Raw genomic sequence first — 15845 nt, 5'->3', positions numbered from 1 at the left:
CGGAAATGTACAACCAGTTAAAACATCATCAATATGAGTAAATGCAAGACAGTAACCTTGCGCAAGCGCAAGATCAAGAACGGTACACAGTATTCGCTGTGTCTGGACTATTATCCCGGCTACCGTGACAACACCACCATGAAAGTGATCACACGTGAAGCTCTGGGTATTTACATTTTTGCCAAACCTGCCAACCAGCAGGAGCGTGACTTCAACGCACGCATGATGAAGAAGGCGGAGATACTCCGCAACAGGCGTTACGAAGCCATCTTCAACGAGAACAACGGCTTCTTTGACAAGGCCAGGATGAAAGGGGATTTCCTCGCCTACTTCAAGGAACTGGCAGACAGGAGGAATATCAAGTGGCAGCACGTCTACAAGCACTTCGAGCGGTTCGTGGGCGGCAAATGTACCTTTGAAGAGGTGGACGTGGACCTGTGCCGCAAGTTCATGGAGTACCTGCTGAACGCTCCCCAGACCATACACACCAACCAAAAGCTGCATATCAATTCTGCGGCAGGCTACTGGTCAGCTTTCCGTGCCGTCCTGCATACGGCCTACCGTGACAGGAAGATAAAGGAGAATCCCAACGGCTTTCTGGATCGTATCGAGAGTATTCCCACCATGAGGGAGCATCTGAGCCAGGAGGAACTGATACGGCTTGCCGAAACGCCATGCGAGGAAGAGGTTCTGAAAAGGGCTTTCCTTTTCGCCTGCCTGACGGGATTGAGAAAGAGCGACATCAGGCAGCTTACCTGGCAGCAGATACAGCCGTACACCAACGGCAAGATGTTCGTTACCACCCGTATGCAGAAGACGAAGCAGATCGTACACAATCCCATCAGTGATGAAGCCTACGGACTGCTCGGGGAGCGGCATGAAGGGCTTATCTTCGAGGGCTTCAAGGACAAGATGCTGCAGGGACCCCTGAAACGTTGGCTGTCGGCGGCAGGCATAACCAAGAAGATAACCTTCCATTGCACCCGGCATTCATTCGGAAGCCTGCACGTGGAAATGGGCACGGACATGGCTGTCATACAAGCCTGTCTGGGACACAAGAACATTACCACCACACAGATCTATTCCAAGATGGCTGCACAGCAGATGTGCGAGGTGGTGGACAAGATAACCCTGAAACGCAAGGAGGCATAGGCCTTGTTTCAGGATATTCAGGGGGAGCGGTTATTGCGTGCAGGCTTTAACCGCTCCCTCTGTTTCTGATGGCACCATTCCTTAAAAAGTCATTATAGTATGATAATCGGGTATGATTCCGGACTTTTGGTGAAAAACATTGAAAAAGAAACCGCCAACCAAGGCTAATGAGTAATAATTGGAAGAATACCATTAAATTTGCAAAGACCTGACAGTTACAAGTAATAACCGAAAAAACGATATGGAACCAACGATAAAGGACAAATACATCATTCTGGGATTCATCGGCGTTGCCATCTGCCTGATTTCCTTTTTTATCACACTGATTGTCTCCGCAAGTTTCAATCAGGACAATTTTGTAAGGCTGATAGTCTTTGTATGCAGCAACATTCTCGGCTGGCTGTTCTATCTCTCTTTCCAGACGGTCATTTTCGACTCATACGAGATCTGGAAACTCAAGTCCGGCAAGAAAAAGGCATCTGCCGGAATCATAAAGGCTCAGGAAGAACAGCCACAGAATGCGAATGAACCTGCAGCTCCGACACCGATACCGACAAACGGGGAAGCAACCCCGGATATAAAACCGGTAGAGATTGCCATTGCCCCGGAACTTCACGAAAAGAACCGTGCCAGCTATGAGGACAGACAGAAGCAGGAAGAGACGGAACGGATCCGCATGGTCATGGAGTACATCCACTTCGTCATGCCCCGTATTGCAGACAAGGAGACCGTCAACCATATCTGTGCCGAGGTCAACAAGTGGATGTGCCTTCACAGCTACAAGCCCAAGCCGATAACAGGACGGCTGACCCGGGATATTACCAACATTCCGCTCCGCCATTTCGTGTGGAACATTTCCGAGCGTTTCATGTACAAGAAATACTACAACGGGGACAACCGTGCCAATTTTATCAAAAACCTTTTCCCACGTGAATTTGCCGACACGGATATAGCGACCATAAAGAACTTCAAGGTCGATCCGTCAAAGACGCTGATTCCCATTGACGAACCCGAAAACGGCAGTCTGGACTTCCATTATCCCGAAGATTATGCACGGGAAATGAACAGTTGACCGTTTCCCGGGGATATAACAGCAATAACGACAAGTATCAGGCAACACGTAACAGCCTGTATCTCATTGTTTCCCGAATAGCTTTGCCCGTCATTCACGGTTGGACATCGTTATTCGGAAATTATTTTGCAATGACCTTTCGTGAAGATATTCACGGTCATATCATTGCTGTCCTTTGCGCCAAGCCTTACAAAAGAGGCGAGTACGCAAATGGAAAAAACAGTGATTACATTCAACGACCTACCGGAGGTCGTAGCCCAGCTTCGGGACGAAGTGATGAGCTTGAAAAGCCTGCTTACCGAGCAGCGCAGTGTGAACAATGCAAAGGCGGTGGACACCCATGTCCCCATGTCCGTGGATGAAGCGGCGGAATATCTCGGTATTCCCAAGGGAACGCTCTACATGAAACTGTCGGACGGAAGCATTCCGGCCACCAAGCCCGGCAAACGTTATTGCCTTTACCGTGACGAACTGGACAGATGGCTGGAATCCTCCCGCAAGAATCCCGTACCCCTGTCCGATGAGGAACTCAGCGAATCCATGTCCTCCTCCCACCGCCGCAAGCCCGGCCAACGTAACTGGTAAGAGCCATGGAAGAGGACAAGAACTATATCAGCATGATACATGGCGACCTGACGAGGGCAGCCCAGATGCAGAACGGTATGCCGGAAAATATTGGCGTGATGAGCATAAAGACCGCCAACCGGACCATACTCGAAGCATCGCAGCTGCCCACGCCCCGTGCGTTGTGGGACAGCTTCTGGTACGAGGGGGAACTGTCCTGCCTCTTTGCGGATTCCAACGTGGGAAAATCCATCCTTGCCGTGCAGATAGCCGACCGTATCGCCCGGACTGACAACGTGCTTTATCTGGACTTTGAACTGTCAGAAAAGCAATTCCAGCTCCGCTATACCGACGAGTACGGAAAGCCTTACATTTTTCCCGAAAGGCTGTACCGGGTATCGCTTGACTGTGACGCCCTTCTGGATGCCGACTTTGAAGGGACGATCATCGGCAGCATAGAACAGATGGCACAACAGACCCGCTGCAGGATATTCATCGTTGACAACCTTACTTACCTGTGCTGTGCCATGGAGAAAGGCGATGCGGCGGGACGGCTGATGATACAGCTCAACAATCTCAAAAAGAGATACGGGCTTTCCATCCTTGTCCTGGCACACACCCCAAAGCGTTCACTGGACTGTCCCATCACGTCCAACGACCTTGCCGGAAGCAAGCGGCTCTACAATTTCTTTGACAGCGTGTTTATCATCGGGAAAAGCGCACTGGATGGGGGACTCCGCTATGTGAAGCAGCTCAAGGTCCGTTACGGGACATTCTCGTACGATGCCGACAATGTGATTGTCTATGAGATTGAGAAAACGGATGCCTTCCTGCAATTCGTGTTCAGGGGCTATTCAACCGAAAAGGAACACCTGAAGAAACCGGGTGACAACGAATCGGGACAAAGGGATTGCCTTATCCTGCAACTGTCCCAATCCGGGAAGTCAGTCCGGGAGATTGCCTCGCAGGTCAATTGCGGCAAGTCCACCGTCAGCCGGATAATCCAGCGCAGCAAGGAGGACTGGAACGCTGCCGTCCCGGGTGTCCCGCTGTCCCGTCCCAAGGAGAACGGGACAATGGGACAGCATGGGACAGATGGGACAAGCGGGACAGCAGGAGAAGCAAGGCAGGCGGAGCTGTTTGCAGGACATGAAAAGGAGGACAAACCATGAAAAAGCAGCCTGCACACGTCTGTATGACAGCTGACCGTATCATTTACAGGACATGGGAGCATACAAACTGGGTCCTGATTTTCCAGAGTGTCCCAAGTGTCCCACTGTCCCAGCCTTTAGGGGGCGGGACAGTGGGACAGCGGGACAACAGTAGAAAACCAATCATCAAAAAAAGTCATGAGCAACTATTCATTACAGAAATATAAAGGAACGTCAACACGGCATACCTGTCCGAATTGCGGGGACAGACATTCCTTCGCCTACTACGTGGACGAAAGCGGTACGCCCCTTCACCCGTCAGTCGGCAGGTGCAACCACGAAAGCGGCTGCGGGTATCATTATACGCCCAAACAGTATTTTCACGACCACCCCGAATGCCGGACCGCCGGTGATTTCTCTTCCGGCAGGCAATGTATGGCGCAGAAGCCCAAGCAACCGCTGCAACAGACAGCCATCGGTTACATTTCGCCGCACTATGTGGAGAAATCGCAGAGCGTGCATAGCAACTTCTGCCGTTTCCTTTCAGCACTGCTTGATTCCTATTACGGCTGCAAGGCAAAGGAAGTGCTGAAAAGGTTATGGAGGATTACCGTCTGGGAGCAACCCGTGACGGTGCGGTCATCTTCTGGCAGATTGACCGGGAGAACAAGGTGCGGACAGGCAAGGTGATGCAGTACAATCCCGGGGACGGACACCGTGTAAAGGACGGACAGACATCGGCAGTGAACTGGATACACAGCATACTGAAAAGACAACGGGTACTGGCGGAGGAATGGCAGCTTTCCCAATGCCTTTTCGGGGAACACCTGCTGAATGTCTATCCTGACAAGGTGGCGGTTCTGGTGGAATCCGAGAAGAGTGCCGTTATCGGTTCCGCCCTCTTCCCCGGCTATGTATGGCTGGCGGTAGGAGGCAAAAGCCAGTTGCGGGAGGAAAAGCTCCGTGTGCTGACCGGACGGACCGTGCTTCTCTTTCCGGATGCCGATGCCTATGCCGAATGGAAAGAGCGTGCCGACGGCATGACCTTCTGCAAGGTGATGGTGTCTGACCTCATAGAGAAGAACGCAACGCCGGAGCAGAAGGCTGCACATATTGACATAGCCGACTGGATAATCTTCCAGATACGGGAAAGCAGGATAAATTGTACAGCCGACCATCTGGTGGAAGCGGAAAGAATCCTGCAAAGGATGATAGAAAAGAACCCCGCCCTTCAAAAGCTGATAGATGATCTGGGGCTTGTGCTGGTCGGTGCATCCCCAATCGGCAGCGGTGACGGAAACCCTCCTTAACGGAGGAGAGGGAAACCGGAGGTTGTAGTGTACGGACAATGGCTTGCCATTGATATAGCCCACTATAACTACACGCTCCGCTTACGTAGTTGTGGGCTCTCCCGAGGGGCTGGGCTTTGCCCCGTCCCACTTAGGACTTTGCCCTAGGAACCCACTCAGGGCGTTTCTCCCCTGAGAACCCCGAGCAAAGAGTGACCCTCTCTTTGCAATCTCCGCTTATGGGTTACACCCCTAAGAGCCCTGTGCGGTTATGAGCGGACATCAGCTAACAACTTTAGTCAGACAACCTGAATCAAAATTTAAGAATATGGCAACAAAATCAAGCATACATATCAAGCCCTGCAGAGTCACATCAAGCGGGGCTCATAACCGGAGAACTGCCGAGTACATGCGCAATATCGGCAAGTCTCAAATCTACATCGTGCCCGAACTGACTGCCGGTAACGAGCAGTGGATAAACCTAGGCTTCGGCAACCCCGACCTGCAGGCGCACTATGACTACATCAAGCGGATGGTCAAGGAAAAGACAGGACGTGCGATGCAGGAGAAGGAGCGTGAACGCAAAGGCAGGAACGGGAAAATCACCAAGGTGGCTGGATGCTCGCCAATCCGTGAGGGCGTGTTGCTCATCAGACCGGACACGACACTGGCAGATGTTCGCAAGTTTGGCGAGGAGTGCCAGAGACGCTGGGGCATCACTCCACTCCAGATCTTCCTGCACAAGGACGAGGGGCACTGGCTGAACGGTCAGCCGGAAGCGGAAGACAGGGAGAGTTTCAAAGTAGGCGAAAGATGGTTCAAGCCAAATTACCATGCCCATATCGTTTTCGACTGGATGAACCATGACACAGGCAAGAGCCGCAAGCTCAATGACGAGGATATGACAGAAATGCAGAATTTGGCATCCGACATACTTCTGATGGAGCGTGGGCAGTCAAAGGCTGTTACAGGCAAGGAACATCAGGAACGTAACGACTTTATCATTGGGAAGCAGAAGGAGGAAATGAAGCGACTTGATGCCACGAGGCAATATCGGGAACATCAGCTGGAAATGGCGAACAAAAAGATGCAGGAAACGGAAAATATCACCAATGCCCTTATCGAAAAGGCAAATGAAAAGGAACGGCAGAGTGAAGACCTTGACAGGGCTATCAGCGAGAAACGCTCCAGACTGAACAAGGAAAAAGGAAGCGAGCTTCTGAACGCCGCTGTCGGCTGGGCTACCGGGAAATCAAAAGCCCTGAAAAATGAAATAGAGGATTTGCGCTGTGAGATTTCCACGCACGAGGAAACCATTGAACGGTTGCAGGATAAAATCCAGACCATACAAAACGACCATAGCCGTGAGCTGATACAACTGGAGGCCAAACACCGGTCCGAACTGAACCGTAAGGAAACGGAATATGCACAGGAAACAACAAGGTTTAAAAAACGGATTGCATGGCAAAGCCATATTATCGGTTGTCTCAGTTTCCTGCTGCTCAAAACGAGCGACATCTTCCGTAAGGCAGTACACAGTGTTATCCGTTTCGCCCGTGATTATTACAAGCCACGTTTTGACACGGAACAGGTATCTGACATCAAGAACGCTCTTAACCTGTTCGGGGATGACAGACAATCACATCAGGCGGCAGGGGATTTCCTGTACTTCACTGCCAGACAAAAAGGTGAATTTGACAACCGGGAGCAAATCAAAGCCAGACGGGAAGTCGACAATGTGGTGGAAGGGAATTATGACCAGCAGCAGAAAAGAGGATTTTCGATGAGAAGATAGCTCATAAGAGAATAACTAATAATATTGTATGAATTTGATGTACAATCGAATAAAAAACGTAACTTTGTAAATATATCAAAGGAGAATATGGCTAAAAATACAGATAAACAAGCAATTGAAAACATGTCGGATAGCTTTCGTGGTTATGCGACATTGCTTCGCAAAATCAAGCAACGGGTACTGATAGCCCAGCAAAGGGCGATTTATGCTGCCAATGAAGAAATGCTCAGGATGTATTGGGATATTGGCGGCATGTTGCAGCAAAGTCAGGATGCAGACGGTTGGGGCAAAAAAACCTTGCAACGGCTGGCAGCGGACTTGAAGAACGATTATTCCGAAATAAAAGGATTTACTGTACGTAACATGCAATATATGGTACAGTTTTTCAATGAGTATAATCAGGAACTTACGATGATAAAAAGGGCAGTTTCTCCAATTGCGAAATCAGTGATTTCGCAATTGGATGAATATAATTTCACCCTCCCCATCAAGCATCTGGATTGGACGCACAATCTTGTATTGATAAAGCAGGTTAAAGATATTCGTGCACGCTATTGGTATATGGTGCAGAGTATTACTAATCACTGGACAACACGCTATTTGCAAGAAGCCATCAAACTTGATGATTATGGCAAGCATGGAGCGTTGGCTAACAATTTCACTGAAACCCTGCCTGTTCCGGAAGCAAATGATGTGAAATCAATGCTCAAAGACCCATATATATTTGATATGCTGACTTTCACAGAGCAATACAATGAGCGTGATGTGGAAATCGGTTTGGTGAAGCATGTGGAGAAATTCCTTGTAGAAATGGGGGCTGGCTTTGCTTTCATAGGACGGCAGTATCATATAGAGGTATCTGGTGATGATTATTATATTGACATATTGATGTATAACGCCTTTCTGCACCGTTACTTAGTAATCGAATTAAAAGATACAGAGTTCATGCCGGAATATATCGGCAAACTGAATTTCTACTGTTCTGCTGTAGATGATATTCTTTGCCGAAAGGGGGATAACCGGACTATCGGACTGCTGCTTTGCAAGAGTAAAGACCGTATCAAAGCAGAATATGCCTTGCGTGATATTCAGAAGCCTATCGGAATTTCCGATTATGAATTAGGACAAGCTCTACCGAAAGATTTTCGAGGAAGTTTGCCTACAATTGAGGAAATTGAGAAAGAATTGGAATCTGACAGGCAATGAACAAAAATACACATACTTTCAAGACTAATAACAGATAAAACATGAATCCATTTATAGCAATAACAGTATTTTTCTCTTTGATGATACCATCATTGTTCCTGAGTTACGGCAACTATACAACCGCGAAAGAACATATTATAGATGATGTCAACCAAGCTTTGGCCCAGACTATCCTATACAAACAATCAGACCGTATTACGGCTGACACGCTGAAAGTGTACAGGTCAAAATTAAAAATTGACCAGCTGAAGAAAACTTCCTATCTGGCAATGTGCACGGAGGAAACAAGCAATGTATCCTTCTGCAGTGATACCATGACCTATAAGTGTGGTGAAGAAAGACTTCATGTAAGGGCGTATCCCAACTGCTCCAAAGCCGCAGTTTTCAGCATGTCCGAACAAACAGTTCCCGGCATGTTGTTTATAGCGTCAATACTTTGGGGTATGTTCTCCATGTTTTACCTGAATCACAAGAAATCCATATATCCAAGCCTTCAGTCCGACAATCAGTCTATAGTTTTCGGAGATATTGTATTTTCCGACTCCCGTTCATTGTTCTACAATGGAAACCATGAAGAAATCCATTTTACGCCGATGCAGTATGCGTTCATGAAAATCCTTATCACCAGCGAATGCAAAAAGGTGCCGATCAATGAAATCTGCAAGAAACTATGGCCGGGTAAGGACAATTCCAAAGAAACATTATACACATTAGTCCGCCGGTTGAAACCTGTCGTTGAGAGCAACAGCAACGTGCGGATAATTTCGGATAAAGGTGGATATTATTCGCTCAAAATAGAAAACTGATGACTTTCAGCCAATTGTCAGGCAGATGTCAGCAAAATGTCAGCTGTTTTATAGCTGCTTTTTCTTGTCGAACATTACTTTTGCACAAAAAAACAGCTATTCGTCATGAGAAGATTGAAACTTATTTTTTTGCTGCTTTGCAGTATCGTGTGTACAATACCGGCATGGGCTCAACATACCGTCAAAGGTGTTGTGAAGGATTCCAGGGAACATTCTGTAACCGGAGCCTCAGTGGTAATCAGATCCAAGACAGATTCCCTTTATTACAAAGGAGGAACCACGGATGGAGAAGGTCGATTTGCCATAGAAGGACTGAAGTCCGGAGATTATGGTCTTGAAATATCATTTCTGGGCTACTCGAACCATTATCAGGATCTGAAACTGGACAAAACAACCGATTTGGGTATAATACACCTACAGGAAAATTCTATGAATCTGGAAGAGGTAGTTGTTACGGCAAGCATGGTGAAAAGATTTGCCGACAAGAAAGAATATAAACTGACCAATGTAGAAAAGGGGCAATACAGCAGTGCTCTGTCCGCATTGGAATTTCTGCCCAAGATACAGGTTCTTGACCAGAGTGTCTCGTCGGTTGACGGCAAGGCGGTAAAGATCCTGATCAACGGGGTTCCGTCAACTCCGACTGACCTTTCAGTCATATCTCCCGAGAACATCGCAAAAATAGACTATTACACACAACCGCCCATCCAATACTCCAATATGGGATTGGGAGCGGTCATAAATGTAGTGACCAAGGAAAAACAGAACGGAGGTTCTGTCGGCATCAATACCCAGAATGCCGTGACTACAGGCTTCGGCAACAATGTTGTCAACTTCAAATACAACTGGGGAAATTCGCAGATAGGCGTAACATACAATATCAATTACAGAAACTACAACAAAAGGGTATTGGATGAAGAAATGGCATATTCTGTCGGAGGAACAGATTACCAAAAGACAAAAAGTGGACGCAACAGCCCGTATGCCTATGAACAGCAGATGGCTGAAATCAGTTTCAACAACTCAAAAGCGGACAACTATCTGTTCAGTGCAAAACTGTCCTTCAACTCCTTGAACCGCAGACGTTCCTCGATACAGGACATCACATCAAGGATAAATGACGTGGAATCCGTCAAAATCGGTGAAAGCTCGGACAAAGACAAATACATCAGTCCGGTTATGGATATGTATTTCAGCAAATCATTCGGTTCCAGACATGAACTGATAATGAATCTTGTCGGTACTTACTACAAGTCAGACTATGATTATGAATACAAGGAACTCCTGGATGAAAAACTGGATTTTGAAACGGCAACGGTAATCAACACGGACAAATACTCCGTTATCGGCGAGGCGCTGTATAACTATAAGATGAAGACTGCAAACCTGTATGTCGGAACCAGGTACATGTACAACAACAGTATCCAGAACAATCTGCCTTCAAACAACCGGATAACCACCAATGAAATCTATTCCTATCTGGGCATAACCGGGATGCTGGGGGAAAGATTCAATTACAGCATAAGTGCCGGTGTAAACAACAATATATTTACCACCATTGAGAACAAGACCTACAACTTTACCTATTTCCGTCCTCAGGTGAAATTGGGATACTTCATAGACCAAAGTTCGGATCTGATGTTCAATTACGAGGTGAACACCGAAAACCCGTCGGTATCTTCGCTCACTTATAATCCGTATTTCAAGGATCCCAACTATATATTTGCGGGAAATCCGAATTTGGCCCCGAGCAACAATCATGATTTGTCGCTGTCCTACTTCAAAGGCTTCAAGAAATTTGTTATCAATGCTGAAGTGGGATACTCATATACAAAAGATGCCATCGCACCGATTTTCCAATCGGATGATACAAACATCATTGAGACATTCGGCAACCTGGACAACGCTCAGAACATGAAAGCCAGTCTGTTTCTGCAGTGGTATCCGTTTTCAAACAATATACTCAGACTGAGACTGTATTCTGAAGTGTTCCATCAGATAAACAGACTGGGTGATTCACAGTGGAACCATACAGGCTATTCTATCATTCCGTCAATATACCTTGCATACAATAAATGGGGATTGCAGCTGTTCTACCAGACTCAGAAGAAATCACTTATCGGACAGACGACGAAAAACATACCAAGTATGGCATCAGTGGAACTGTCTTATAAACCAATCAAGAACCTGACCATCACCGGAGGCATAAGATACCCGTTCTATGATTCATGGAAACAGGTTACATCCGTATCAGGGACACCGCTTCTGCAACGTACAGAAACCGAAAGAATCATCAACAATGCCAATATGGTGTATATAAACCTTGTTTACAACTTCTCATTCGGCAAGTCCAAGTCAGGCGTGAAACTGAAGATGCAAAATAAAGATAAAGATTCCGGAATACTGAACAGAAATTGATAGACTCAAAAAAGGAAAAAGGGAGAACCTATCGGCTCAACGTCGAAAGATTCTCCCTTCTCTTTTACTCTTCAAAGAGCAACGGATATTCCACCTTTCTTTTGCGTTCGATGCTCAGAATTATTTTACCTTTAGTACAGGAAAGAAATATTGAACAATGTAAGCAAAATATGATATCTTTATTATCGGCTTAAACTATGAGCTAAAACAGAAGTGGAATATTGGAAACAAATTGCATAGAAAAAAAGAAGAAACCACCTATATTGTTACCGTAAGTGAGTTAATAATCAATAAAAGCGTTAAATCTTCACCCTTTAGAATGTACGATTAAAGATTATGACCATATTTCTGACTTATAACTTATAAACTATTGAATAACAACTGTTTGTAAATACTTCTATTAAATATAGTTGGGAGTTTTTACAACCATATCTATTCTGCCTTGTGAAGTATGATATTCTACTTCGGTATAGAAACCCATTAACTTGAATATGATGAATAAAACATTTTGATAATGTAGTTCATTGTTTCGGATCAATTCGTAGGGTGTATCTGCAAAAAAACCTTGTAGCCGCTTCATAAAAGCGTCTATTTTGCCTGATCTTATTTCTTTAATGAAATTCAGAATATGGAAACTGGGATTTCGGCCGTTTAAATTCATATAGGCAGGCATGAGGTAACTCATAAAACTTTGTTCTACTTCCTCATTCGGGAATCCGAGAAGATAGTTCTTGAACTCCGGATCATAGCCTTTGATGGTGAGATAACCGCTTTGAAAGAACAACGGTATCGGATTGTTATCAAGGTTTTCTAATCCTGTCAGTTCATCGGCTGTTGCTTCAGTTTTATCTGTTAACTCACTAAGCAGATAATTGTTCTTTTGTAAGAGCTTTACCAAAAAAGAAGGTGTTCCGGTAGAAAACCAATAGTTTTCAGGCATCATGCGAAAAAACGTGTTTAGCAGGCTGAATGGATTGTACAGCCCTTCTGTATCTTGTACGAAATGATATCCGTCGTATTTTTTCTTCAGTAGCTCACAGGCCTGGCAATAACTTATTTTTTGTTTGACTGCAAGTCGGTTAATATCTGAAGCAAAGTTGGTAGTTAGTTCAGTTTCACTGATGCCGCAGAGTGTGGCATACTCCGGATCCATGGTGATGTCATTCAGATTGTTCAGGTCGCTGAAGATACTTATCCTACTGAACCGTGTCACCCCTGTCAGGATGGCAAAACGGATATATTTGTCGCAAGATTTTAAGTTCCCGTAAAATGCTTTCAGTATGCTACGGTATTCGGCTTGTAGGTCTTCATTGTTGAGTGATTGGATTAACGGCTTATCGTATTCGTCGATAAGGATGGCTACGTTCTGTCCGGTCTTTTCGGAAGCACGCCGTATGATACCTGCAAAACGCAGGGAAAGAGACTTTTCCGATGGATCATTTCCATAAATTCTTTCCCACCGCGTGAGATAATTATTGAGTATTATTTCCAAATTCTCTCTTGAATTGTATTCTTGATTGTTCAGGTCAAGATGCAACACAGGACTTACGGTCCAGTCTTTTTCCAGTTTTTCCATGGCCAGACCTTTGAACAGCTCTTTTTGTCCTTCAAAGTAGGCTTCCAGCGTAGAAATCATCAGGCTTTTACCAAAACGGCGTGGACGACCGAAGAAATAATATTTGCCTGTCTTTACTAGCTTATATAGCAAGGCTGTTTTATCTACATAAACATATCCGCCTTTACGTATTTCGCCGAAATTCTGTATGCCAATAGGGTATATTCTATCCATAGTTGCCAGTTGTTTATTATACATCCATATTGCAAATTTACAATTTTATCGGTGTCTTTGGTATAAAGGGTTTAGATTTATAGCAGAGAGGAAAGATATCCGTGCTGTTGTCGCTTGGAGACTTACCTTTCATATCATTTTAGGAAGAGTGAATTCGTAACTTTTTCGGGTGAGGAGTGGGAGAATGGGCGGTGGGAGAGGAGACTATAAAAAAGAAGGAAGGAATCCGCGGATTCCTTCCTTACCTTTATAATAATATGAAGCTGTTTTTTACTTTGTCGGTAAAATGATTACTTCTTTAGCAGTACCGAAGCTACCAGCACTAACGGTAAATTCGAGAGTTACCGTGATAACTCCATCTTCAAGTGTACCTGAACCGGCTGCATAAGCTGTTCCGTATCCACTGATATCGGAAGCGATAGCCTGTTTGTCGACGGTTACATCTTTACCGTTGTCGGCAATCTTGAAAACTAAGTCATATCCTTCTTCATACAAGCTGACTGCTTTATACCAGTTGATATCATCGGCTTTCTGAATTTCAGCTTCCCCTTCACCACCGAAGAATTCAGAAATCAGTTTACCTGTTCCGAGGCTTGTATAAGTATAGTCACGGTAAACAGAAACTACTTTTGTCGTAATCGCGTCTTCGAAAGAAGAAGCAGCCGACGGATCAATTGTAATTGCTACCGGATAAGAAACTCCAGATTTGATGTTGCCTACAGTGACATGCAACATTTTCCGATATTCTCCGGCGTCGAATGTGAGTTCTGAAGGAACTTTAATCTCGGCAGGAAGGACTGAGCCATCTTCCATAGCAGCTGTAATGCCTATTGTTGCAGCTTCTTCGTGCTGGGCACGTGTTATTTCCACATCAAAGCCCTCATATCCGTTGGCCGGGAAAGAAACCGATTGAGCTCCGAATGTAAAAGCAGCTCCTATGGTTGTTTCCTGGAATACATCTTTCACGTTGTCTGTGTCGCAGGAAGTAAATAAAGCAGCCATAGCGACACCTATTCCAAATATATAACCTTTTATTTTCATTGTCATTCTAAATTAAATGTTATTTAGTATCACCTACCGGATTCTGATCAGTAACTGGGTTCATATTGGCATTGCCATCAAATTCGCTTTGCGGAATAGTTAATACCCACATATAGCTTTCCGGATCGTCAGTCGGACGGTTGGTCAGCAAAGCGGCTGTCGGCCATCCCATAGCAGTTGTGCGGACGAAACCTTGTTTCAGACGGCGGATATCATAAATACGGCCGATTTCACCCCAAAGCTCAATTCTACGCTGAGTGATGATTTCTTCCAACAGAGAACCGGTCATATCTGTAGTCAGTTTTCCTAAGGCAGTACCTGTTTTTGTACAGGTATATCCTTCTACACGCTGGCTCATGACAGCATTCAGGTCTTCTTTCGCTGCTGCTTCTTCGCCTAAGCGGCATTCAGCTTCGGCAGCTGTCAGATACATTTCTTCTACACGCATCCAGATGTAATCACCCGTCCAGGTTTGTGTATCGGCAAACTTGAATTTGTTCTGCATATAGCCGCAATCGCCATTTCTTTCATCTGTCGGATCCCACCACGCACGACGTGTATCTTTGGCATCCATTTCATCATACAGTAACTTGCTGATCTGTTTGTAAGCTCCGCTGTTGGCGTAACCGGTTCCATCGGCATCCATGTGTGAGAAGAAGCTGGCATACATAGTAGACTGATCGGAGATGATTTTGGCTCCCCACATAACATTAGCCGCATCCGAGTTGTTCAACCCTGTAAAGCTGGCTACTGGTAAAACCCGGCATCCGCTGGCTTCGATAGCTGCTTTGGCTGCTTCTTTAGCAGTTGTCCAGTCTTCCATTACCAGCGCGATACGTGCTTTTAATCCTAAAGCAGTAGCATAGTTGATATGCGTGATATGCTTGCGGGTTGTTCCGTTTAACAGTTCAATAGCCGTGTTGATATCCGACAAGATCTGATCATACACTTGCTGAACAGTTGAACGAGGCTGGCCTTGAGTTCCGGCAACTGTCGGTTCTGTGTAGATCGGGCAGCAAGGCTCTGATTCATGTCCTTTGTATGTACGGGCAAAACTTTGTGCCAGCATGAAATATGAATACGCGCGGATAGCATGCGCCTGGCCCATGATATAATTGATGTCGGTCTGATCGCCTTCCATTGATTCTTCAGCAGCCAGAATATAGTTGGCATTTGAAACCCATGTATAATATCCGTTCCACAAGTCGTATGAACGCCAAGCCGAAGAAGTATATCTGTCTTTTACCATGTAAAGGCAGTCATACCAGAACCATCCGCTACCTTGAGCAGCCTGGATAAAGTCTTCACCCATGACTTCTGCCATCAGGTTGTAAGAGCTGATACCAAAACTCTGGTGTGTATTGCCTGTTGGTGACCAGGAAGCATACATCGAACGATAGATACCGTTTAATGGAACAAGTGCCGCATTGGCATTTGCCAGCAAGCCCGTTCCTGACATTGAATCGGTCGGAGCTGTCTCCAAAGCACTTTCCAGACAGGATGACAACGTTGCGCATCCCATTAAACCTACAAATAGATATTTGAATATTTTTTTCATCTCT

General features: G+C 45.7%; 11 protein-coding genes and 1 pseudogene. 9 read left to right on the top strand and 3 right to left on the bottom strand.

What is annotated here, in order from left to right; all coding sequences use genetic code 11:
• The first annotated feature begins 33 nt into the window (after positions 1-33).
• The 9 genes and pseudogenes from NEE14_RS07685 to NEE14_RS07645 all read left to right on the top strand — a co-directional run bounded on the left by NEE14_RS07685 (position 34) and on the right by NEE14_RS07645 (position 11453).
• Entirely contained in the window at positions 34-1152 is a 1119-nt protein-coding gene (locus NEE14_RS07685) for a site-specific integrase (protein ID WP_251968137.1), read from the top strand.
• Positions 1153-1393: 241 nt separating this feature from the next.
• Complete coding sequence (locus NEE14_RS07680; protein WP_251968138.1) at positions 1394-2224, top strand: transposase; 831 nt, start codon at positions 1394-1396, stop codon at positions 2222-2224.
• A gap of 210 nt (positions 2225-2434) precedes the next feature.
• Complete coding sequence (locus tag NEE14_RS07675; RefSeq protein ID WP_251968139.1) at positions 2435-2809, top strand: helix-turn-helix domain-containing protein; 375 nt, start codon at positions 2435-2437, stop codon at positions 2807-2809.
• 5 nt (positions 2810-2814) lie between these two features.
• Positions 2815-3960 carry an AAA family ATPase gene (locus NEE14_RS07670; RefSeq protein WP_251968140.1) on the top strand — a complete coding sequence of 382 codons (1146 nt, stop codon included), beginning with the start codon at positions 2815-2817 and terminating at the stop codon, positions 3958-3960.
• A gap of 177 nt (positions 3961-4137) precedes the next feature.
• Positions 4138-5249: pseudogene (locus NEE14_RS07665) on the top strand (DUF6371 domain-containing protein).
• Between the two features lie 307 nt (positions 5250-5556).
• The gene (locus NEE14_RS07660) at positions 5557-7023 is read left to right on the top strand and encodes a mobilization protein (RefSeq protein WP_251968141.1); all 1467 of its coding nucleotides are present in this window, start codon (positions 5557-5559) and stop codon (positions 7021-7023) included.
• An 87-nt stretch (positions 7024-7110) separates the two neighbouring features.
• On the top strand, positions 7111-8229 hold the full coding sequence (locus tag NEE14_RS07655; RefSeq protein ID WP_251968142.1) for a PDDEXK nuclease domain-containing protein: 1119 nt from the start codon (positions 7111-7113) through the stop codon (positions 8227-8229).
• A gap of 41 nt (positions 8230-8270) precedes the next feature.
• A complete protein-coding gene (locus tag NEE14_RS07650; RefSeq protein WP_251968143.1) occupies positions 8271-9035 on the top strand; it encodes a hypothetical protein in 765 nt (254 codons plus the stop codon).
• A gap of 105 nt (positions 9036-9140) precedes the next feature.
• Positions 9141-11453 carry a TonB-dependent receptor gene (locus NEE14_RS07645; protein WP_251968144.1) on the top strand — a complete coding sequence of 771 codons (2313 nt, stop codon included), beginning with the start codon at positions 9141-9143 and terminating at the stop codon, positions 11451-11453.
• Positions 11454-11853: 400 nt separating this feature from the next.
• Here the strand turns inward: NEE14_RS07645 and NEE14_RS07640 are convergent, their stop codons facing one another.
• From NEE14_RS07640 to NEE14_RS07630, 3 genes are all read right to left on the bottom strand, one after another.
• Positions 11854-13242, bottom strand: a complete 1389-nt coding sequence (locus tag NEE14_RS07640) for an ATP-binding protein (protein ID WP_251968145.1) — start codon at positions 13240-13242, stop codon at positions 11854-11856.
• 270 nt (positions 13243-13512) lie between these two features.
• A complete protein-coding gene (locus NEE14_RS07635) occupies positions 13513-14283 on the bottom strand; it encodes a hypothetical protein (protein WP_251968146.1) in 771 nt (256 codons plus the stop codon).
• Positions 14284-14302: 19 nt separating this feature from the next.
• Positions 14303-15841, bottom strand: a complete 1539-nt coding sequence (locus NEE14_RS07630) for a RagB/SusD family nutrient uptake outer membrane protein (protein WP_251968147.1) — start codon at positions 15839-15841, stop codon at positions 14303-14305.
• Positions 15842-15845 lie beyond the last annotated feature (4 nt).

This window comes from Parabacteroides sp. AD58 (assembly GCF_023744375.2).
GTDB lineage: Bacteria > Bacteroidota > Bacteroidia > Bacteroidales > Tannerellaceae > Parabacteroides > Parabacteroides absconsus.
Note: the sequence above shows the minus strand (reverse complement) of the source record. Positions and strands in the feature narration are given on the sequence as shown.